Origin of the sequence: Bradymonas sediminis, from assembly GCF_003258315.1 — a bacterium.
Lineage (GTDB): Bacteria > Myxococcota_A > Bradymonadia > Bradymonadales > Bradymonadaceae > Bradymonas > Bradymonas sediminis.
This window is the reverse complement of record NZ_CP030032.1, coordinates 3,647,545-3,668,434: the sequence shown is the minus strand read 5'-3', so window position 1 is coordinate 3,668,434 and position 20,890 is coordinate 3,647,545. Positions and strand designations below refer to the sequence as shown.

Annotated in this window: 8 protein-coding genes; all 8 read left to right on the top strand. The window is 61.2% G+C overall.

All coding sequences use genetic code 11. The annotated features are described in order from the left end of the window. The first annotated feature begins 15 nt into the window (after positions 1–15). Positions 16–1,473, top strand: a complete 1,458-nt coding sequence (locus DN745_RS13795) for a tetratricopeptide repeat protein (protein ID WP_162687678.1) — start codon at positions 16–18, stop codon at positions 1,471–1,473. A 214-nt stretch (positions 1,474–1,687) separates the two neighbouring features. Next, positions 1,688–1,975, top strand: a complete 288-nt coding sequence (locus DN745_RS13790) for a hypothetical protein (RefSeq protein WP_111335736.1) — start codon at positions 1,688–1,690, stop codon at positions 1,973–1,975. Between the two features lie 161 nt (positions 1,976–2,136). Then, complete coding sequence (locus DN745_RS20000; RefSeq protein ID WP_111335734.1) at positions 2,137–4,227, top strand: AgmX/PglI C-terminal domain-containing protein; 2,091 nt, start codon at positions 2,137–2,139, stop codon at positions 4,225–4,227. Between the two features lie 419 nt (positions 4,228–4,646). Next, a complete protein-coding gene (locus DN745_RS13780; RefSeq protein WP_162687677.1) occupies positions 4,647–5,462 on the top strand; it encodes an AgmX/PglI C-terminal domain-containing protein in 816 nt (271 codons plus the stop codon). Between the two features lie 230 nt (positions 5,463–5,692). Further along, the gene (locus DN745_RS13775; RefSeq protein WP_162687676.1) at positions 5,693–6,145 is read left to right on the top strand and encodes an AgmX/PglI C-terminal domain-containing protein; all 453 of its coding nucleotides are present in this window, start codon (positions 5,693–5,695) and stop codon (positions 6,143–6,145) included. Positions 6,146–6,189: 44 nt separating this feature from the next. Continuing rightward, the gene (locus DN745_RS13770) at positions 6,190–7,086 is read left to right on the top strand and encodes a tetratricopeptide repeat protein (RefSeq protein ID WP_162687675.1); all 897 of its coding nucleotides are present in this window, start codon (positions 6,190–6,192) and stop codon (positions 7,084–7,086) included. Positions 7,087–7,364: 278 nt separating this feature from the next. After that, positions 7,365–19,811, top strand: coding sequence for a tetratricopeptide repeat protein (locus DN745_RS13765; protein WP_111335727.1), 12,447 nt, complete (start codon positions 7,365–7,367; stop codon positions 19,809–19,811). Positions 19,812–19,951: 140 nt separating this feature from the next. Next, positions 19,952–20,812: a 16S rRNA (cytidine(1402)-2'-O)-methyltransferase gene (rsmI, locus tag DN745_RS13760; RefSeq protein WP_111335725.1), complete on the top strand. Its 861-nt coding sequence runs from the start codon at positions 19,952–19,954 to the stop codon at positions 20,810–20,812. The last annotated feature ends 78 nt before the right edge of the window (positions 20,813–20,890 follow it).

Sequence of the window (20,890 nt, the reverse complement as noted above, 5' to 3'; positions counted from 1 at the left end):
ATGAACGAATTCAATATGAAGCCATCAAAAACGAACTCCGCACGCACCTTCCGGCGCATTCTACTTTCGCTGAGCGCCGCGCTCCTTTTGGCCGCGACGGGCTGCTCGAGCAGCTCCTCGACGGTTAAAACGGACCCCGTCACCGCAGCCGAAGGCGGCACGGCGAGTCAGGACGCGATCGAGAAATTCACCGAAGCGGTGGAGGTTTACGAGAAGCGGGGCGACGCCGGATTGGATGATGCCATCTCGAAGCTCGAAGACGCGGTCGACGTGGACCCGGCCTTTGGCAAGGCCTGGTTTAACCTGGGCGTGCTCTACGAGAAGAAGGGCGAGAAGGGCGAAGCCGTCAAGGCGTATACGAAGGCGTCCGAGGCGTCGGTTAAGCTCGGTGATTCCTTTGTGAACCTGGGCATGTTGGCCCTCGATGACGGCAAGCCCGATGAGGCTCGCCGCTATTTCGACCGGGCGTTGGAGGCTGAGAGCTATAACGCCGCGGCGCATAATAACCTGAGCGTTTTCTATCGCCAGGACCGCGACTTCCCGGCCGCCGTGCGCCACGCGCGCCTGTCGCTGGCCGGTGACGCGAGCAATATCGAGGCGTACTCAAACCTCGCGCGCATCTATTATCGCCGCGGCAACTTCGACGTGGCCAAGCTCGTTATCCTCAACGCGCTTAAGATGCCCGACGGGCCGAATAACCCGGACCTTCATAATATCCTGGGGTTGGTCGAGATCGAGCGAAACGACGTCACCGAGGGCATCCGTCAGTTTGAGAAAGCGGTTGAGTTGGCGCCCAAACATGTGCCGGCGTTGCTTAACCTCGGGGCGGTCGTGCTTAACGTTCGTGACTACCCGCGCGCGTTGGAGCTCTTTGAGCGCGTCCTGGCGCTTGAGCCCGACAGCATCACCGCCGAGATCTCGATCGCGGTCGCCAAGCGCGGCATGGGAGACCTGGCTGCGGCGGACAAGATCTACCAGGAGATTCTTACAAAGGACCCCGAGAACGCCGTGGTTCAGTTTAACCTGGGCGTGCTCGAGCATGAGCACAAGGCGCAGCAGGCGATGATCGGCGCAGACCGCGAGCCGCCGAAGCCCGCCGAGGAGCAAACCGCGTCGGCTCAGATGCGCGCCAGCGCCGAGCAGATTGAGTGGAACGTCGCCAATATCAAGAGCGCCGTCGAGCATTACCAGGCATCCATCGAGCATTATCGCAGCTTTCTTGCCTACGACAAAAGCGGCAACGAGGCGCGGCGCGCCGAGGCGAATAAGCGCATCGGTCAGGTCTCGGAGTTGATCGGCGCGACGCGCGAGCAGATTCCCTCGCTGGAGTCGACCGCTGAGGAACTTCGACAGCAGGCCGAAGAGTTCGCGCGTGAAGAGGCCGCCGCGGCGCAAGAAGCCGAACAGGAGGCCCCGGACGCCGACGCTGAGGAGGCGCCGGTGGAGGCCAACGCCGGCGGCGATGGCGCCTGATGTCGATGGCGGAGCACGGCGCGCGATGCGCGCCGCCGCCAATCGGGTTTCTCTTTGACCGTTCGCGTTGCTATGATAGCTTTATTGAACGTGTTCGACCCTTAGCAGTTCTGCGCAAGATTCTTTGGAACCCCCCGCGGGATACGGTGTCTAAGTACCAAGAACCCGTTATTTGGTCTCGATAGAGTCGCCCCTCATAAAACGAGAAGCAAAAATGTCTAAACATTTCATCTTGATCGCCGCGCTCGCGCTGTTTCTCATTCCCGCCTCGGCCTTCGCCCAGGGCGGGCCGGTGGCTGAAGTTGGCGCCGAGCAAACAGGCTCCGATGTCCAATATAAAGAACGCACCGAGTACGACTTCGAAGGCGATGACGTCACGGGTAGCCTGATCAAACCCGACGGCGAGAATATCACCGGCGAGACGCACGGTAAGACCAGCAGCTTGATCAATATCCGGGCGGACTTCATCCCGGAGATGCTTGAGTCTGTCGAGGATATTTAACCCCACGATGGCGCGCGGCGGTGCAAGTCGCCGCGCCGGCCGAGGGGTTTGGAGCAATGAGATGCTCCGGTTTACGATGAATTTGCTAAGCAAAACAAAAGGGCATTCCAGCGGGAGCCAGCGCTTCCACAGATGCCCGACTTTTGAGGGATAAGAGAGCGATGAGTCAAAACAGCCGAAGACTTCGCTTTGAAATCGTCCAGAATGGGGAAGTAATTCGGACGGAAGAGCTTGACCAGGACGTGATTAAAGTTGGCAAGCTTGCCAGCTCGCATCTGCGTCTCGACGATCCAAACGTGTCTCGCATCCATGCGGTGATCGAGAAGGGGTCGGGCGGAGCCTATAGTGTCATCGATCTCGGGAGCGCGAGCGGCAGCTTCCTCAATGGTGAGAAGATCACCAAAGACGAGCTGAAGTCGGGCGACGAGCTGACCTTCGGCGACACGGTGGTTCGCGTTGAGTTTGTCGACGCCACGGCGCAGGCCGCGGCGCCGGCAGCGAGCGCGACCGTCAACGCCGGTGTCACCCAGCAGGCTCAGGCTGAAGTTGCCCCAGAGCCGACCGGCCCGACCATGGTCACCCTCGAGGACGGAAGCGTCGTAGAGGCTTTCGCTCAGCAGGGGTATTACGACGAAAATAGCAACTATATTCCATTCTGGTACGACGAGAGCGGTCAGTCGAACCCCGGCTACGGTTATTATGACGAGCAAGGGGCTTGGCAGGTCGTCTACGGGTATTACGACCCCGAAGGCGAGTGGATCGCGACGGAGTCACCCATCGGGTTTGGCGGCGGCGCCCCCAGCGAGCCGGCTTATGCGCGCACTCCCGACAGCGAGATCTATCAGGACGAATTCTTTGAAAGCTCGGGCGGCGACACGCTCGAGGTCGCGATGCTCTGGTCCGACCACGTTTTGTCGGTCAATAGCTACAATACCGCCCGCACCGTCTCTATCGGTCCGGATACCAAGAACGACTTTATCGTTCACGAAGAGGGCATCGCGCAGAGCGAGTCCTTCCCGCTGGTCTCCTATGAGGCCAACTCTTATGCTGTGGTTTTCCTGCCCGGCATGAACGGCGTTATCAGGGACCAGGACACCCAATATACCCTCGAAGAGGCGGTCGCGCAGAATATCGCGCGTCCGAGTTCGACGGTGTCCGGCGCCTTCGAAGTCCGCCTTGGCGCCCGCACCAGCGCACGCGTGGACGTCGGCGAGACGACCTTTTTGATCCACTTTACCGATATGCCGGCGGTGATCGGTGGTGGCTTCGCGATCGATACCGCGCCGCTGCCCTATCTTGCGGTCAGTGCCGTCGCTCATATTTTGTTCATCCTCCTCGTGCTCAACGTCCCGAGCAGCGCCGATAGCCTGGACCTCGACGGGTTCAGCGCGCAAGACCGCTTCGTTGAGATGTTGATGAAGCCCGAGCAGGAAGAAGAGGTCGAGCCCGACTGGCTGGGCGCGGGCGACGATAACGAAGAGGCCGCCAAGCATAAGGGTGACGAGGGCCAGGCGGGTGAAGAGGACGCGCCTGACGAGGATAACCGCATGGCGGTTAAAGGGCCGCCGGATAATACCGATATGGAGATCAAGAAGGCCGAGGACACCAATATCGCGATGAACGCCGGTGTCATGAAGGTCTTCAATGACAACCAGATCAGCAGCATGTGGGGCAGCGGCGAGAGCTCGATTGGCTCGGACGCGGTTCACGCCATTGGCAGCCTGGATAAGGGCGCTGAATTCGGCGCATCCAAAGGCTTCGGCGGACTCGGCGTGCGTGGCGCGGGTCGCGGCGGCGGCGGCGTCTCCGAGAGCGGCATCGGCATGGCGAACGTTGGCACCGCAGGTCGCGGTGGTGGCGGCGGAGGCGGCGGAACTGGCTACGGGAAGGGCGCCAGCAACCTCGGTGAGAAAGACGATAAGCTTCCGACCATCGTTCCGGGTAAGCCTCAGATCACCGGCTCGCTGGACAAAGAGATCATTCGCCGTGTCGTGCGCAAGCATCGCCGTGAGTTGACCAACTGCTATCAGATGGAGCTGCAGAAGAACAAAAACCTGGCCGGTCAGGTCAAGGTCAAGTTCACCATCGCCGGCAGCGGCAGCGTCATCGCCGCCGTGGTGTCGAGCTCAACGATGAAGAACCGCACGGTCGAGTCCTGCATCACCGGTAAGATTCAGCGTTGGATCTTCCCGGAGCCCAAGGGCGGCGGCATCGTCGTGGTCAACTACCCCTTCAACTTCTCGAAGCAATAAGTTGAGAATCGGCCCAGTGTTGAGTGGGACTCAAATTGCGAGGGCGAGCGCCTCTTAAAAGCTCGCCCTTGCTGCTTTCTTGTTAATTTGCGGCGTGTTAGTAGGTTGCCGTGACCCCGTACTGATCTGTGATGCATTCTATTTCGAACCACAGCCGTGCGCCTTGGCGAGCCCTACGGACACGGTGAGTTATAGCCGTATAACGGGGTGCCTGCGCGTGCGTGAGCACCAACATTGTCTTTGCCCGTGTTCACTGGTTGTGTGATCTGTTAAGGCCGGGAACCGGGAGTCACGCGCGAATATTTGCGTACCTAATCAGGATTACTTGCACGAGACCACGCCGTGCGGAGAAAGGAGGCGAGCGTATGCCGCTAAGGATCTGGGCAGCGACAAGGGTTGGTCTCGGGACGCGCCACTTAATGAGCCTGCTTGCCTGGTCTGTGGCGCTCGCCCTCTCGGCTTGTAGCACCCAATCGCAGGTTGTCGCCGAAGATGCGAGCGTGCCGGCGCAGGTGCGAGCCGACGACAAGGTGGGCGCGACCGCTGGGCCTGAAGGCGCGGACGATACGCGCGCGGGCTCGTCAGACGAAGGTGCCCCACCGAAAGGCTCGCTTCCCCGCTCGGTAATCCTTCGCGTCGTCACCGAGAACACGTCCGAACTCGTCGCCTGCTATGAAGCGGAATTGCGGCGCGATCCGACGCTAGCCGGTCAGGTGAATGTTAGGTTTAGGATCGCCAACTCTGGCGATGTGGACTCCGTGAGCGTCTCTCGCTCGACGCTAGATAACCCGATCGTGGAATCCTGCATCGTGGCAAATATCGCACGGTGGCGGTTCCCCGAGCCGGAGGGGGATGGGATTGTGGTGGTGAACTACCCCTTCAATTTCTCCAGGGGCGGTGAGGGTAAAGATGCCAAGGCAAAAAAAGGCGCCCCGGTTTTGGATGCCGCGACCATTAGCAACATCGTTAAGGCGAACGAGCCTCAACTTCAAAAATGCTATCAGGAGACGCTCGAAAAACATCCGTCGCTTGCCGGAGACGTGGCGGTTAAGTTTACCATCGAAAATTCCGGGGCGGTCACTGACGCGGTGGTCATGAGCTCGACCCTTCAAAGCAGCGAGGTGGAGTCGTGTATCACCTATACGATGCTGACCTGGCGTTTTCCGCCGTCGGCCGACGGTGACGTCGTGGCGACCAAAACCTTCGCGTTTCGGATCAAGCAGCCTTATTTGTGAGGAGCGGGTTCTTTTATCGTTGTGGGCGCCGCTCGGTGTGAACGCAAGCCGCTGCGATGCAGCACACTTGTCTTATCTCGAGCTTCGTAGCGTCACTGGGAGGGCGTGAGTGGCGACTAAATTCAACCTGCGGACCTTCCCGGAGTCCAGCGTTAATGTTAGGGTGTCGCTCACTTACCTCTTGAACTCAGCGGCTTCTTATGTTGAAAATGAGGCAAACGAACTTAGAAATGGTCTGCGTATCTATGAAGCTTGAGCTCAGAGAGCGACACATCTTTAGCCTTCTTATTCTGTTTCTAGCGCTTGTCTCATCTGGGTGCAGCACCCAGGTGGGCGCGCGGGCCGGCGAAAGTAGCGCCACCGCGACCCTTGGCGATCCATTGATCAATGGATCGCTCGACGACGCCGTTGTGCGTCAGGTGGCCGGAGAGAATCGCCGCGACTTGACCCGCTGCTACCAGATGGGGTTGGCCGACGATCGCGCGCTCAGCGGGCAGGTGAATATTCGCTTGTCCATCGCGCCGACCGGGGGTGTGCAGGCTGCATTGCTCACGAATTCGACGCTCAAGAATGACGACGTCGAGACGTGTATCCTCAAGGAAGTTCAACTTTGGGTCTTCCCGACCACTGAGGATGGTGACGGCGTCGAGGTTGAGTACCCGTTTGATTTCTCGAACCATTGAAGCGAGCATAGGGCGATATGAGAAAAGTAATTGGCGCAAATCTGATGAGTCTTCCGATCAAATTCGTCCTCCCGGGCTTGCTTGCCCTTGCGATGGTGTCGGTGGGGTGCAACCAGGACCGGGCCATCGCGGTCGACCACCTGAATAAGGGCGTGCAGAGTTATCAGGCCGGCGAGTCGATGACGGCGATTAAGGAGCTTAAGCTGGCGCGCGACCAGGACCCGACCTATGCCGAACCGGCGCTATTCCTCGGCGATATATACTACCAGCGGGTGAATAACCTGGTGGAGGCCGAGGCCTCGTATCGCGAGGCGATTAAGCGAGACCCGGAGAATATCGACGCCTATTATAAGCTCGGCGCGGTGCTCTTTGATAAGGGGGACGCTTCGCAGGCGGTCGCTGCTTTTCAGCAGGTCGTCCAGAAGGACGAGACCCACGCGAAGGCCTGGTTTCGCATGGGCCTGAGTCAGGCGGCGATTGGCTCTTATCCCGAAGCGGTCGAGAGCTATATGAAGTCGATTCGCGCCAACCCGCGCATGAAGATTGACAAGGACGACCCGGGCGGGGCCGCGTATCACGCGCTCGGCGACCTCTACGCGCGCTTTAGCTTCTACGATAAGTCATTGGCCGTGTATGAGAATGGCATCCTGAATAATCAGGAGTCCTCGCAGCTGTACGCGGGCCGCGGCATGGCCGAGCAGAGCCTTAAGCGGCCGGCCGACGCCGAGAAGAGCCTGGAGAAGGCATTGGAGATGGACCCGCAGAATGTCGCGGCGACCTTCAACCTGGCCGTCGCCAAGCATTCGCTGGGGCAGAAGGACGGCGCGATAAAGGTGCTGGAGAATTTCCTGAACCGCGCCAGTGACCCGGCGCGCCGGCAGGCGGCGCAGGGGTTGCTTCAAAGCCTTCGAACCACCGATAGCGAGGTCGCTCAGCAGTGATCAAAGCGTCTTCGACTCGCACGCAAAATTAGAGACGCGTCGCCCGAAATTCATTTCGGGCGACGCGTCTTTTTTTGAATCTCGGGCTTCGCGTTTGCCCCGTAGATTCAAGCATGAAATAAAATATTCGCCTATTATTCCACCTGGCATTGATTGCCCGTATTGGTGGGGCTGTGCTATACATCCTCCAACGCAATCCGCGCCAGCCGCATAGGCCCTTTGAGGCACCAAATGCCAACCGGGCTTTTAACTGACTTGCTAAGGTAAGACGACAGCTCATGAATCGTGAGACACAGATGCAGGAACTTCTTTCGCGACTTCTAGCCAACCCTTATAATCTGGGGCCGCTCAAACGACTTGAACGGCTGTATGCAGACCAGATGGGGGCCCTGATTTCTGTTTTCCACGAGCAAGCGCAGAGCAGCCAAGATGCTGACTCGATGGCGCGACTGCTCCTGGAGGCGGGTCGCTTGACGGCGATACATCTGGGCGAGCTGGACGCGAGCTTGGAGTATATCGCCGCGGCGTTGGACGTCGGCGAGAATACCCTGGTGTCGGTGGAGGCGCATCTTTTCAACCTCGCGCTTCGCGGCGAGGATGCGGCGCTGGTCGAGTTCTTCACGGAGGCGCTCGAGCACGCGGCTGACGCCAGCCATCAGAGCCGACTGTATCTGCGCATGGGCACCATTCTTGGGTGGATCCTCAGTGATACCGACCAGGCGAGCGATGCATATGGCTACGCGCTCGAGCTCGACCCGGCCAACGTCGCGGCGCGCTGGGCGCACCAGGATATGGCGCGCGCTCAGGAGGACTGGACCACCCTGGCCGGCCTTCTCTATGTCGAAGTCGAGACCTCGGATAACCCTGCCGACCAGGCGGTGGCATCCGTGGCGCTTGGGCGAATATATCGCGATCAGCTTGGCGACGCCGATGGCGCAGCCCAGTGCTTTGAGATGGCGATTGCGCTGGACCCTGAGAATGCGGACGCGCGCGCCGAGCTGGGCGGCGAGGTCGTCGAAGAGGAATTATTCGTCGAGGAAGCGGCCCAAGACGCGCGGCCGGTCGTCGACAACCCGGGGACGATGGAGTTGGATGAGGCGATGCTCCTGGAGGAGATTCCGACCACCAACGAGCCGCCCTCGCTCGAAGAAGAGTTCGAGTTCGACGCCGACGAGTCATCGGCCGCAGAGGATATCGCTGCCGTCGCGGCCGAGTCGAGCCATGATCCGGGTACCCTCGAGCTGGACGATATGCTCGTGCTGGACGACGAACTCGTCGAAGATGCACCCGCAGCGGGGCCGCCCGCGGTGCCGGTCGAGATGGAAGACGATGAATTAGATGAGCCCGAAGAGTATGTGCTCGCGGAATCTTCGGAGGTGTCCGAGGTCTCTGAGATCTCGGAGGTGTCCGACGTCGAAGAGGATTCGGAAGTCTCTGAGATTTCTGAGGTGTCCGACGTCGAAGAGGATTCGGAAGTCTCTGAGATTTCTGAGGTGTCCGACGTCGAAGAGGATTCGGAGGTGTCTGAAGATTCCGAAGTTTCGGAAGTTTCCGAGGTCGAAGAAGACGCGGAAGTCGAGGAGATCGCTGAACTCGAAGAGGTCGTGGAGCTCGAAGAGCTCTCCGAATCAACCGGAACCAATTGGCGGGACCGCTTTGACGAGCTGGTCGCGTCGGCCAGCGAGGCCGGCGACTCCAGCGTCGCGCTTTGCGACCTCGTCGGCGCCGCGCGTATCGAAGAGCGCCACCGCGAAGGCAACGCAGACGGTCTTCACCTCTTCGAAACGGCCGTCATGCTCGGCATCGCGACCGAGTTCTATCGTCACACCAGCTATACCTGGAAGGGCGCCGACTTCTGGCAGCCCGTCTTTGAGGTCGTCGACGACGAGGGTCTCCAGGCGCGCATCGCCTTCTTTAAGCTCGACAAGAATGACGAGGCTGCCGCGCTCGCCGAGGCAAGCGGCGACGCCAACACGGTCGCCGGCCTCGAAGACCTCGAGATCGCCGGTGAGAACTGGCGTAAATTTCAGCGCGCCGCCGAAGACCACTTTGACGGCCTCGGTGATGCCGAGAAAGCCTTCGAGAGCTATTGGTATATGGCCGATATGGCCGCCAAATTCGATGACCTCGACAAAGAGGTCGACGCGCTTCGTCGCCTTGAGCGCCAGGTCGAGAATCCGCTGGTGAGCGACCGTCTCAAGTTGCTCTACAAGCGTGACGAGAAATGGCCCAAGTACGCGGATATGCTCAAGAAAGAGATCGATGAGCTCGGCGACGACCGCAAGGCCGACAAGCTCGATCTCATCTATGAGTCGATCATGGTTTATCGCGACAAGATGCAGCGCGACACCATGGTTGAGAATGCCTATCGCCAAATCCTCGACATTGAGCCCGAGAATTTCGAGGCGATCGATGCGTTGATCGAAATCTACGAGGAGAAGAAGCGCTGGTCCAAGCTGATTAATATGCTGCAGGACAAGGCGCTTCTGGTGAAGTCCGATGACAAGCGCGTCGCGATCCACGAGAAGGTCGCCGCGCTCTTCTTGGAGGAGTTCAAGAACCAGGCTGAGGCGATTAACGCCTACGAGGCGATCCTTGAGCTTCGCCCGCACCACCCTGGCGCCATCGCGTTCCTCAAGGAGATGTATGAGAAGCGTCGCGATTGGGAGAAGCTGATCGAGGTGCACAAGCAAGAGATCGAGACCTTCGAGACCGACGCTCAGAAGGCCGAAGGCTTCCGCGAAGTGGCCGAGTTGGCCGCGGATAAATTGCGCAACCCCGAGGTCGCGACCGAACTGTGGCTCGAGGTTCGCAGCTTTGCTCCCAACGACCCGGGCGCGCTCGACGCGCTTGAGACGCTCTACGAGAAGAGCCGCGACTACGAGAAACTCGCCGAAGTGCTCGAGAAAAAGGTCGAGTACCTCGACAGCGATGACGAGAAAATGAAGCTATTCCAGAAGCTTGGGATGCTCTGCTCGGACCGCCTCGAGGACCCGGAGCGCGCGATCTCCGCATGGAAGAACTCCCTGGAGATTGACCGCGATGACCTCAAGGCCCGCAAGGCGCTTGAGCGTCTGTATATCGAGAATCAGGATTGGGATGCGCTCGAGGCATTCTACGCCGACTACGACGCCCATCAGGACCTGGTCCGCGTGCTCGAAACGCTGGCCGGCACGTCGAAAGAAGACGAGACCAAGATCGAGTTGCTGCTGCGCGCTGCGCGTATCTGGCGCGATGTGCTCGAGGATACCGGCCGCGCGGAGCGCGACCTGGAGCGCGTGCTTGAAGCGGACCCGCGCAACGAGAACGCGGCCCTGCAATTGGAGCCGATCGCGCGCGAAAAAGAAGACTTCGCCCGCCTCAAAGATTGCTACGAGATCATCCTCGAGAACCGCGAGACCGCCGAAGAGCGCCGCGAGTATCAGCTTAAGCTGGCCGCGCTGCACGGCGAGAATCTTGACGACGCGCCCGGCGCATTCCGCTGGTACGCCGAGGCCTTCAAAGATGACCCTTCGGCCCAGGATGTGATCGTTTCGTTGGAGGGCGCCGCTGCCAAGGCCGACGTCTATGAGGCGCTTAGCGATACCTACTCGCGCGCGCTCGAGACCGAGCTGTCCGACGAGGCGCGTCTGCACCTTCGGATGCGCCTGGGCACCGTGCTCTCGGAGCAACTTAACGACCTGGACGCTGCGTTGGTGCAATTCAACGCGGTGCTCGACGAAGAAGAGGATAGCCTCGAGGCCCTGGCGGCTGTGGAGTCGATCTACCGACGCGCCGAGCGTTGGGACGAGTTGATGAGCGTGTATCGCCGTCGCCTCGGACTCACCGATTCGGTCAGCGATAAGGTGGGCATTTTGCAGGGGATGGCGAATATCGCCGAAGTCCAGGCAGGTGATACCGACACCGCGATCGAGCGGCTCTGCGAAGCGCTTGAGCTCGACGGGGAGAACGAGAATACGCTCGCTGAATTGCACCGACTTTATGCGGCCGAGGAGTCTTTTGATGACCTCGCCGGCATTATCCGTCGTGAGATTGAGCTTATCGAAGCGCGCGCCGAAGCCCGTCAGGCCTCGCGCCCGGCGTTGCTCGACACCCGCACCTTCCTGGCTGGACCGACGGCGCTCGCCGACGGCGGCTCGAAGGCCGAAGAGGTCGAGGTCGAGGCCGAGGTGCTCTCGGGCGAACTCGAGGCCGCTGACATCGACGGTTCGGACTTCGACGCGCCCAACGGTGACCTCAGCGAATCCGGACTTCTGAATGAGGCCAGCGAAGTCGCGCTCGACGCGATTTCGACGGTCGAAGATACCGAGGGAGAGTTCGCCGCGGACGAAGTCGTGCGCGACGGAAAGGTCTACCTTGAATCCGAAATCGAGCAGCTCGTGGCGCTTCGCTTCGAGCTTGGCGAGGTTTGCCAGAATCACCTCGGCGAGGACGCCGAGGCGCTCGAAGTGCTCGGCTTGGCGCTCTCGTGGCGTCCCCTGCATTCAGGCGCTGCGCGCGCGATCGAGGAGTATCTGAGCGCTGACGCCTATCGCAATCAGGCCGCTCAGTCCCTCGCCCCGGTCTATGAGGTCCAGGGACAGTGGAATCACCTCATTGACGTGCTCGAGATCCAGGTCGAGGAAGCCGACGATGCCCAGCGCGTGGTGCTCTATGAGCGCATCGCGACCATTCAGGTGGAGGAGCTCGCGGCCCACGACGACGCCTTCAATACCTACGCGCGACTGCTGAGTTTGCAGCCCGAGAACGAACTTGCGCGCACCCAATTGCGTCGCATCGCTGGTCCGGTCGACCGTTGGGAAGAGCTGATCGAATTGCTCGAGGCTCAACTGCCGAAGATCGAATCCGATGAGCTTCGTATCGCGTATCTCTTCGACCTTGGCGAGACCTATTACGAGCGCCTCGAAGACAGCGACACCGCGCAGAAATATTATCACGAAGTGCTCGAGATTCGCGCCGATTCGACCCGCGCGCTGAGCGAGTTGGAGGGCCTCTACGCCGACACCGAGCAATGGCGTGCCTTGCTTGACGTCTACGAGATGGAGCTAAAACTCGCCGACGGTCAAGATGAATCCGAAGCCCTGCAGTTCAAGATTGCCCTGGTTTGGGAGCGTCTGCTCGACGACCCGCAGCAGGCGATTTCGGTGCTTCAGGCCATGGTCGAGCAGCGCCCTCACAACCTTCGCGCCCTTGAGATCCTTGGTGATCTGTACCGCGGGCAAGAAGAGTGGGACGCGCTCGCAGATAACCTGCGCGCGGAGCTTGAGTTGGTCGACGAAGACGCCAAAAACGGCGTCAAGAATCGCCTCGCCGCGCTTAGCTACGACCACCTTGGAGAGGTCGACCAGGCCGTCGATCTCTACGAAGAGGTCTTGCAAAACGAGCCGACCAACGCCGACGCCCTCGACGCGCTTGAGCAGATGTTGGAGCTTGACGACGCCCCCGCCGGGCGCGCCAGCCGCATCCTTGAGCCGCTGCATATCGAGCAGGGTAACCACGAGAAACTCATCCGCGCGCTCGACGTGCAGGTCGCCGATAGCGACGACCCTGCGCAGCGTGTGGCGCTTCGCCATCGCGTCGCTGAGCTTCACGAGGTTCAGGCCGGTCGCGCCGACGACGCTTTCGCCACCTATACCAAGGCGCTGAGCGACGACGTCGAGAACGAGAGCACGCTTGAGAATCTTTACCGCCTCGCCGAAGCCGAGGATTTCTGGCAGCCGCTGGCGACTCAATTCGAGCGCGAGGCCGACGCTCAGCCCGACCCCAGGACCAAGAGCGACCTTCTGTGGCGCGCCGCGCGCATCTCGATCGACCCGCTTAAGCAGCCGGCCGAGGCGAGCCTTTTGTTGCGCCAGGTTCAGCAACTCTTCCCCGATGACCTTGAGGCGGTTGAAGCGCTCGAGGCTCAATACCGGGAGCTCGGCGACTACGAAGAGCTCGTCGATATTCTGGTGGCGAAGGCCGAACTTGTCGAAGCAGAGCAAGATAAGAAGAACCTGCTCTACCAGGCCGCGACGATCTTTGAGGACGTCCTCGACCGTCCCGCCGACGCGGTGGATGTCTACCGCGCCGTGCTCGAGGTGGACGCCGCCGACGCCCACGCGATCGACCGCCTTGAGGTGATCTTCACCGACCTTGAGCGCTGGAACGATCTGCTTGAAATCTACCGCATCAAGCTCGACCTCGCCGAGAATGATGAGTCCAAAAAAGACCTGCTCTACGCGATGGGCCCGATCTATCGCGAGCACCTGGACGCGCCGTTTGAGGCCATCGAGACCTACCGCGGGATCCTCGAGATCGACTCGAGTGAACTCGCCGCCTGGGAGAAACTCGACGAGCTATACGCTGAGACCGAGCAGTGGACCGAGCTCCTCGAGACCCTCGAGAGCGAGATTGGACTGGTCGCGCTCGACGCCGACAAGCTCGACCTGCGCTTCCGCGTCGGTCGACTGTGGGAGCTTGAGCTGGGCGACACCATTCGCGCCATCGAAGTCTACCGCGATATTCTGGCCGACGACCCGACCCACCAGGAGTCCACCGAGGCCCTCGAAGGCCTGATCACCCGTGGTGAGCAGGAGGTCGAAGCCGGTGAGGTTCTGCAGCCGATTTACGAGGCCGCCGGTGAGTGGGAGAAGCTCGTCCATGTGTATAAATTGCTCATCGACGCGAGCCTTGAGCCGGAGCGCAAACTCGCGCTTTACGCCGAAGTCGCGCGTATCTACGAGCAGGAATTGCAAGACCCGCAGAACGCCTTCGGCACTCACGTCAGCGCGTTGAGCGTGGACTCGGGACGCCGCGATGTGCTTGAGAATCTCGAGCGCCTGGCGCGCGAGATGCACGCCTGGGAAGTCTTGATTGTTCGCCTGGATGACGCGCTCTATGAGACCACGTCTCCGGACGCCATCACCGAGCTTCAGCTCAGAATCGCGCGCATCTATGAGGAAGAACTCAATGATAGCGAGATGGCGATTGAGCGCTTCCTCGCGGTCGTCGACGCTGAGCCCGATAACGAGACCGCGGTGCTGGCCCTTGACCGCCTCTATCAGCGCGAAGGCCAGTGGGAGAACCTCGCCGGCATCCTGAGCACGCGCATCTACGCCAGCAAGGAGCCGCAGGACGCCCTCGAGCTGCGCCTGCGCCTGGGTATGTTGCACCAGGAAGCGTTGGACCAGCCCGATGACGCCATCGACGTCTATCAGACCGTGTTGATGGAGGACCCCGATAATCCGCAGGCGATTCAGTCGCTTGAGCAGATGTTTATGTCCGGCCAGGCCGTTCAGCGCATCTCGGATATCCTTGAGCCGCATTATCTGGAGAAGGGCCAGCACGAGAAGCTGGTCGAGATCTACCTGCAGCGCCTGGAGATGGTCAGCGACCACCTGCAGCGCCACGAGATGTTGATGCACGTGGGGCGCATTCTCTTGCACGAGCTTGAGGATAAGCCGCGCGCGCTCAGCGCCTACGGCGCCGCGCTCTTTGAGAAGCCCGACGACCCCGAGGTGCTGGCGCTGATCGACGAGCTCGCCGTGACGACCAATGCCTGGCCCGAAGCCGCCGGGTTTTACGTGGACGCGCTTGGCCGAGAGGACCTCGACCCCGAGGACGCCCTGGCGCTGTGGCTCAATCTTGCCCGGGTGCTCGACGAGAAGTTGCATAACTCGCAGGAAGCCGAGAACGCCTATTTGCAGGCGCTTGAGACCGACCCCAGCGAGCCGCAGGCGCTCGAAGCGCTCGACCGCATCTATGAAGATAACCGTCGTTACGCCGACCTGGCGGTCATCCTCCAGCGCCGCATCGACGGCGTCTACGATGAAGAGGCGATCGTCGAGCTGAGCTTCCGTCTGGCCACGATTTATCAGAATAATCTCGATGACCCGCGCAACGCGGTCGACACCTACCGCAAGGTGCTCGACGTGCGTCCGACGCACGAAGAGTCGCTGCTGCGCCTTGAGCGGATCCACCTGGAGCACCAGCAATGGCAGGAGCTCTTTGATATTCTGCAGCGTCGCGTTGAGAACACGAACGAGCCGGAGATTAAAATCGAGCTCTTCTCGCGCATGGCGAACCTCGCCGAAGAGATGCTCGGGCGCCCCAACGACGCCATCGACCTGTGGAATGAGATCCTCAAGATCGACCCGACCGACCTCGACGCCCTGAGCGAGTTGCAGCGCCTCTACCTCAACGAAGAGCGCTTCGATGACCTGGTGCGCGTGCTCGAGCAGCAGGTTGATCTTACCGAGAATCCGCGCGAGAAGCTCGTGTTGCACGAGTCCCTCGGCGTCATCTGGCAGGACAAGCTCGACAACGAAGTGCAGGCGCAGGACGCGTGGCGAAATACGCTGGCCATCGACCCGATGCACCTGCCGGCGCTGGAGTCGCTGCGCGGAATTTATACCCGCCAGGCCGACTACCCCGAGTTGGCCGAGATGCTCGGCCGGCTCATCGAGCACGAAGACGTCCCCGGCGAGCGCAAGCTGTCGCTGTGGATCGAGCTGGCCGAGGTCCAGGGCGACATGCTCATGGACTCGCAAGATGCGATTAACGCGTGGAAGAACGTCATGGCGATCGAGCCGGGCAACGAGCTCGCGCTGGAGAACCTCGAGCGCCTGTACCTGCAAGAGGGCATGTGGCTTGAAGCCGCGCAGGTCCTTGAGATCAAGGTCGACCGCGTCGAAGACGAGGACGAGCGCATTGATATTTTGACCCAGATTGCCGATATCTGGGAACACAAATTGGTGGAGCCGACCCGCGCGATCACGTTCTATCAGCAGATCCTCGACATCGACCCGACTCATATGCACGCGGGTCGCGCGCTGGAGAGCATCTACACCAGCCAGGGCGATCCGGCCGCGTTCCAGGGTCTGGTCGAGCTGTATCTGACGCGCGCCGAGATGGTCGACAGCGACCCCTTCGAGCGTACTGAAACGCTGCGAAACGCCGCGCGCGTCTTCGAGCAGCACCTCGGTCAGCCCGACAACGCACTGCTGGTGCTTCTGTCCGCATACGGTCCGGCCACGCTCGACGACGAGCAGCTTGGGGCCGACCTTGAGCGCCTCGCCGAAGAGACCAACCAGTGGGGCGAGTTGGTCGAGCGCGCCAATGGCATCCTGGGTGAGATGGACGAGGGGCTCGACGCCGCCGACCTTCGCCGCAAGGTGGGTTATTGGTACGCCGACAAGCTCAACCAGCCCGACGACGCCGTCTATCACCTGCGTCGCGCGATGGGCATCACGCCGGATAACGTCCAGATTCTTGAGAAGCTCGAGGCGCTGTACCAGCAACTCGCGGCGTGGCCCGAGATGGCCGACATCATCCGCAAGCGCATCGAGCTCACCGGCATGGCCGACGAGCAGATCGACCTGTGGCGCCGCCTCGGTGAGCTGTGCGAGATGCAGATGGGCGACATCGACCAGGCGGTCGATGCCTACCGTCAGATCCTCATGATCGACGACACCGACATCCTCGCCATGGAGAGTCTTGAGCGACTCTTCGAGGCCTACGATCGCTCGCAAGAGCTCATCGATATCCTCGCGCAGAAATGCGAGTCGACCTATGACCCCGACGCCATCGTCGAGATCCGGGTGCGCATCGCCGAGATCTACGAGCAGTCCTTGCAGGATCCCTACTCGGCCATCGACGCGTACCGCGAGGTGCTCACCGTCGACCAGGCGCACGCGCCGTCGCTCAAGGCCCTTGAGCGCCTGTACCTGCAGACCGAGCAGTGGAACGAATTGCTCGACATCAATGAGCAGTCGCTCGGCCTGTCGCACGACCCGGAAGAACAGGTCGCGATCTACGGCAAATTGGCCGCCATTAACGAGGAGCAATTCGAGAACGTCGACGCCGCGGTCGAGGCCTACCACAATATCCTGGTGGTCCAGCCGGAGAACGTCGGCGCCGTGTCGAACCTGCAACGCCTGTATCGCAACGAGGCGCGTTGGTTCGACCTGGCCGAGGTGCTGGCGCGTCACGCCGAGTTCGAGCGCGTCGACGCCGAGCGGGTCGAACTGCTCAATGAGTTGGCGCGCGTGCGCCGCGATAACCTCGACGACCCGCACGGCGCCATCGAAGCCTTCGACCAGTCGGTCCAGCTCGACCCGCGCCAGGCCAACGCCTATATGGAATTGGCCACGCTCCAGGAGCAGACCGAAGCCTATGAGGCCGCGGTTGACTCCTACGGTCGCCTGGTGAATCTGGTCGGCGACAACGCCGAGCGCGCCGAGATCTACGCGCGTATCGGCGAGATCCTCGAGCACCAACTCATGGACGACGCCCGCGCCGAAGACGGGTATCTGTCGGCGCTTGAGTTGGTCCCCGGCCACGCCGAGTCCATTGGCGCGATGCGTCGCATCTCGGGGCGCAAGCACGAGTGGCAGCCCTTTATTCGGGTGCTTAAGCTGGCCGAAGATGCCTCGCGCGACCTCGACGAGAAGGCCGATTACCTGGCCGAGATCGGTACGCTATATGACCGCGAACTCGACGACCAGGTCAGCGCCCTCAACTATTATGAGGCAGCGCTGGAGAATAACTCGCGCACCGTCGCCGCCGCCGAGCCGCTCATTGAGATGTATATCCGTGAGCAAAAATGGGAGCGCGCGGTGCCGCTGCTCGAGATCGTCATCGAGGAGGCGAATCGCGCCGACGCAGACCCCGAGAAGTTGCACGCGCTGTATCTGAGCGCCGGGCAGACCTTCATGCGCCTGGAGATGCAGGAGAAGGCGCTGTTCAATTATCGTGAAGCCTACGAGATTGACTCCGCTGACTTCGAGACCCTCAAGGGCCTCGGGCACCTGCTGTTTATGCGCGAGGATTACCAGAAGGCCGCTGCGGTCTTTGATAACCTCGAGTTCCACCACCTCGACAAGCTCGACGACGACGCTCAGGTCGAGCTCTACCGTCGCTGCGGTGACATCCGCCGCAGCTTCGGCGAGAACCGTCGCGCCATCGAGTATTATATCAAGGCGCTCGATATCGACGGCCAGGACCGCTCGGTGCTCACCGCGCTGGTGGAATTGTACGACGAGCAGCAAAATTGGGAGCAGGTCGTCGAGTATTCGCGTCGCCTGCTGGCGACCGAGACCGACCCGTCGCTGCGCTTCGCGATGCTGACGCGTATGGGCGACTTGCTGACCCAGCAGCTCAGCGACTTCAACCGCGCCGTGGGCGTCTATAACGAGGCGCTGGCCATCGACGAGAAGAGCATGCTCGTCCTGGACAAGCTGCTCAAGCTGTATACCCAGTCGCAGCAGTGGATCGAGGCGGTCGATATTCTCAACCGACTCATCGAGCTGCAGACCCAGCCGGCCAAGGTTGCGCAGATGAATTACGCCGTCGGCGTGCTCTTCCGCGACCAGATTGGCGACCCAATGGAGGCAGTGAAGTATTTCGACGAGGCGCTCAACAGCAACGTCAAGCTCTTCAAGGCCTTCGAGGGCATCGACCGACTTCTGACCGCCGCGCGCGAGTGGAAAGAGCTCGAGCGCGCCTATCGCCGCATGTTGGCCCGTATCCGGGACAACGACGACGGCACCATGGAGAACGTTAAGGTGCTGCTGTGGAGCGGTCTTGGCGAGATCTACCGAAGCCGACTGGGGCACGTTCAGAGCGCCATCGGCGCGTACGACGCCGCCCTGAAGATCAACCCGGCCGACACCAAGATGCGCCTGATCTTGGCGGAGCTCTACGAGAAGAAGGCCGACGACCCGCAGGGGGCGGCCGAGCAGCACAAAGAGCTCATCAAGCACGACCCCTTCCGCACCGAGAGCTACCGTGCCCTGTTCCGCGCCTATATCCAGGGCAAGGAATACGACAAGGCCTGGTGCATGTCGGCGGCGTTGAGCTACCTGAAGCGCGCCAACGAGCAGGAGGAGAAATTCTACCGCCAATACCTCGGCCAGAATCTGCCCGCCGCGCGTGGGCAATTCAAGCAGGAGACCTATCGTCTGCTGTATCGCAACGAGCAGAATATCCTGATCACCTATATCATGAGCATCATCGGGCAGGGCTTGCGCGGCTATTATTCGCGCAAACTCAAGGCCACCTGGGGCGTGCATCCGCGCAAGGATAAGCTCGACCTGGACCAGCAGATGCCGTTCTGCAAGATCTACAAATACGCCGCGCGCACCCAGGCGCTCGTCCCCGCTCCCGAGGTCTACCTCAAGCGTGACGCCGCCCTGGGTATTCGTAACGCGAACGCAGAGGTGCCGACGGTCATCATCGGCGCCGATATGACCCAGGGTAAGGGCGACCGTGAGTTGGCATTCATGATCGCCAAGCGCCTGTGCTGGATGCGCCCGGAGCATTATCTGGGGTCGGTCGGCTACCCGACCGAGAACCTCAAGCTGATGTTCATGGCCGCGATGCATATGACCGACCCGAGCCTGGGCTTGGGCGCCCAGATCGGCCAGCCCGGCGCCGAGATCATCCGTGAGCTGCAGGCCATGCCGCCGCAGATGATTTCGATGATGCAGAAGAATATGAAGCAATTCCTCGCGCTGAAGGTGAACCCGGACCTGTCCGATTGGCTCACCCAGGTCGAGCATACCTCGATCCGCATGGGTCTGGTGATGTGCGGCGATTTGCACGAGGCCGTCAGCTGCATCAGCAACGACATCAACCCGATCGGCAAGGCCACGGTCAAAGAGCGCGTCCAGGAGCTGGTCCTCTTCGCCATCAGCGATGAGTACTTCCAGATTCGTGAGTCCCTTGGCCTGACCATCGGCTAATCGAGTCGCGCTGAGTTTGAAAAAAGGACGTCCCGCCTGTATCGGGGACGTCCTTTTTTGTTGCGGCGCTGACCGCAGCCCGGAGCGCCGCCGCCGGCGCCGAAACCTGAATGAACACCGATTTGTAGGAAGAGACCGTTATGCTCATCGTATGCCCGACGCCGATCGGAAACCTTGAAGACGCCACCGCGCGCCAGCGCCAGGCGCTGGCCGGCGCCGATATCATCGCCTGTGAGGACACCCGCCATAGCGGGAAGTTGCTGGGATTACTCGGCATCGCGCGCGTCGATGGGGTGCCCCGGCTCGTGAGCTATCACGAGCATAACGCCGCCGAGCGCATCCCCGAATTGCTCGGGAATTTGGCCGCCGGTGACACCGTGGTGCTCGTGTCGGACGCCGGGACGCCGACCATCTCGGACCCGGGCTACCGCCTCGTGCGCGCCGCCGCGCAGGCGGGACACCCGGTCAGCGCGCTCCCCGGACCGGTGGCGGCGATGGTGGCGCTGAGCGCGGCGGGCCTGCCGACCAACCGCTTCTTTTTCGAGGGCTTTTTGCCCAGCAAAACGCGCGCGCGCACCGAGCGCCTCGGCGCGCTGCGCGCCCTCGGCGTCACCGTCATCCTCTATGAATCACCGCGGCGCGTCCTCGGCTTGCTGGCCGATGTCGAGGCGGTCTACGGCCCCGCGCACGAGGTCTGCGCGGCGCGCGAGTTGACGAAGATGCACGAGGAGTACCTGCGCGGAAGCTGCGCCGAGGTGCGCGCCGACCTGGCCGATCGCCCCGAGATCTACGGCGAATTCGTCGTCATCCTCGCCCCCTTCGTGCCGGCCGATGAGGACGCCGATATCGAGGCGCAGATCGACGCAAAGATCCGCGAGTTGCTCGCCGAGGGCATGCGCCCGCGCGGCATCAAGGCCGTGCTGGCTGAGCTCTTCGAGGTGCGTAAATCCGAGATCTACGCGCGCATCGAGGCCGTCAAAAACGACGGGTCGCCCGACTGAGCGCCTGGCCCAAATGGGCGTAGGTTTGAGGTAAAAAAAGAAGCGCCGCTCGATGTCGAGCGGCGCTTCTTTTGTTCA

Bases quoted from the DNA above. Each gene is read 5' to 3' on its own strand.
- DN745_RS13765 (WP_111335727.1), top strand. From the start codon at position 7,365: ATGAATCGTGAGACACAGATGCAGGAACTTCTTTCGCGACTTCTAGCC.
- DN745_RS13780 (WP_162687677.1), top strand. From the start codon at position 4,647: ATGAGCCTGCTTGCCTGGTCTGTGGCGCTCGCCCTCTCGGCTTGTAGC.
- DN745_RS20000 (WP_111335734.1), top strand. From the start codon at position 2,137: ATGAGTCAAAACAGCCGAAGACTTCGCTTTGAAATCGTCCAGAATGGG.
- rsmI (WP_111335725.1), top strand. From the start codon at position 19,952: ATGCTCATCGTATGCCCGACGCCGATCGGAAACCTTGAAGACGCCACC.
- DN745_RS13795 (WP_162687678.1), top strand. From the start codon at position 16: ATGAAGCCATCAAAAACGAACTCCGCACGCACCTTCCGGCGCATTCTA.
- DN745_RS13790 (WP_111335736.1), top strand. From the start codon at position 1,688: ATGTCTAAACATTTCATCTTGATCGCCGCGCTCGCGCTGTTTCTCATT.
- DN745_RS13770 (WP_162687675.1), top strand. From the start codon at position 6,190: ATGAGTCTTCCGATCAAATTCGTCCTCCCGGGCTTGCTTGCCCTTGCG.
- DN745_RS13775 (WP_162687676.1), top strand. From the start codon at position 5,693: ATGGTCTGCGTATCTATGAAGCTTGAGCTCAGAGAGCGACACATCTTT.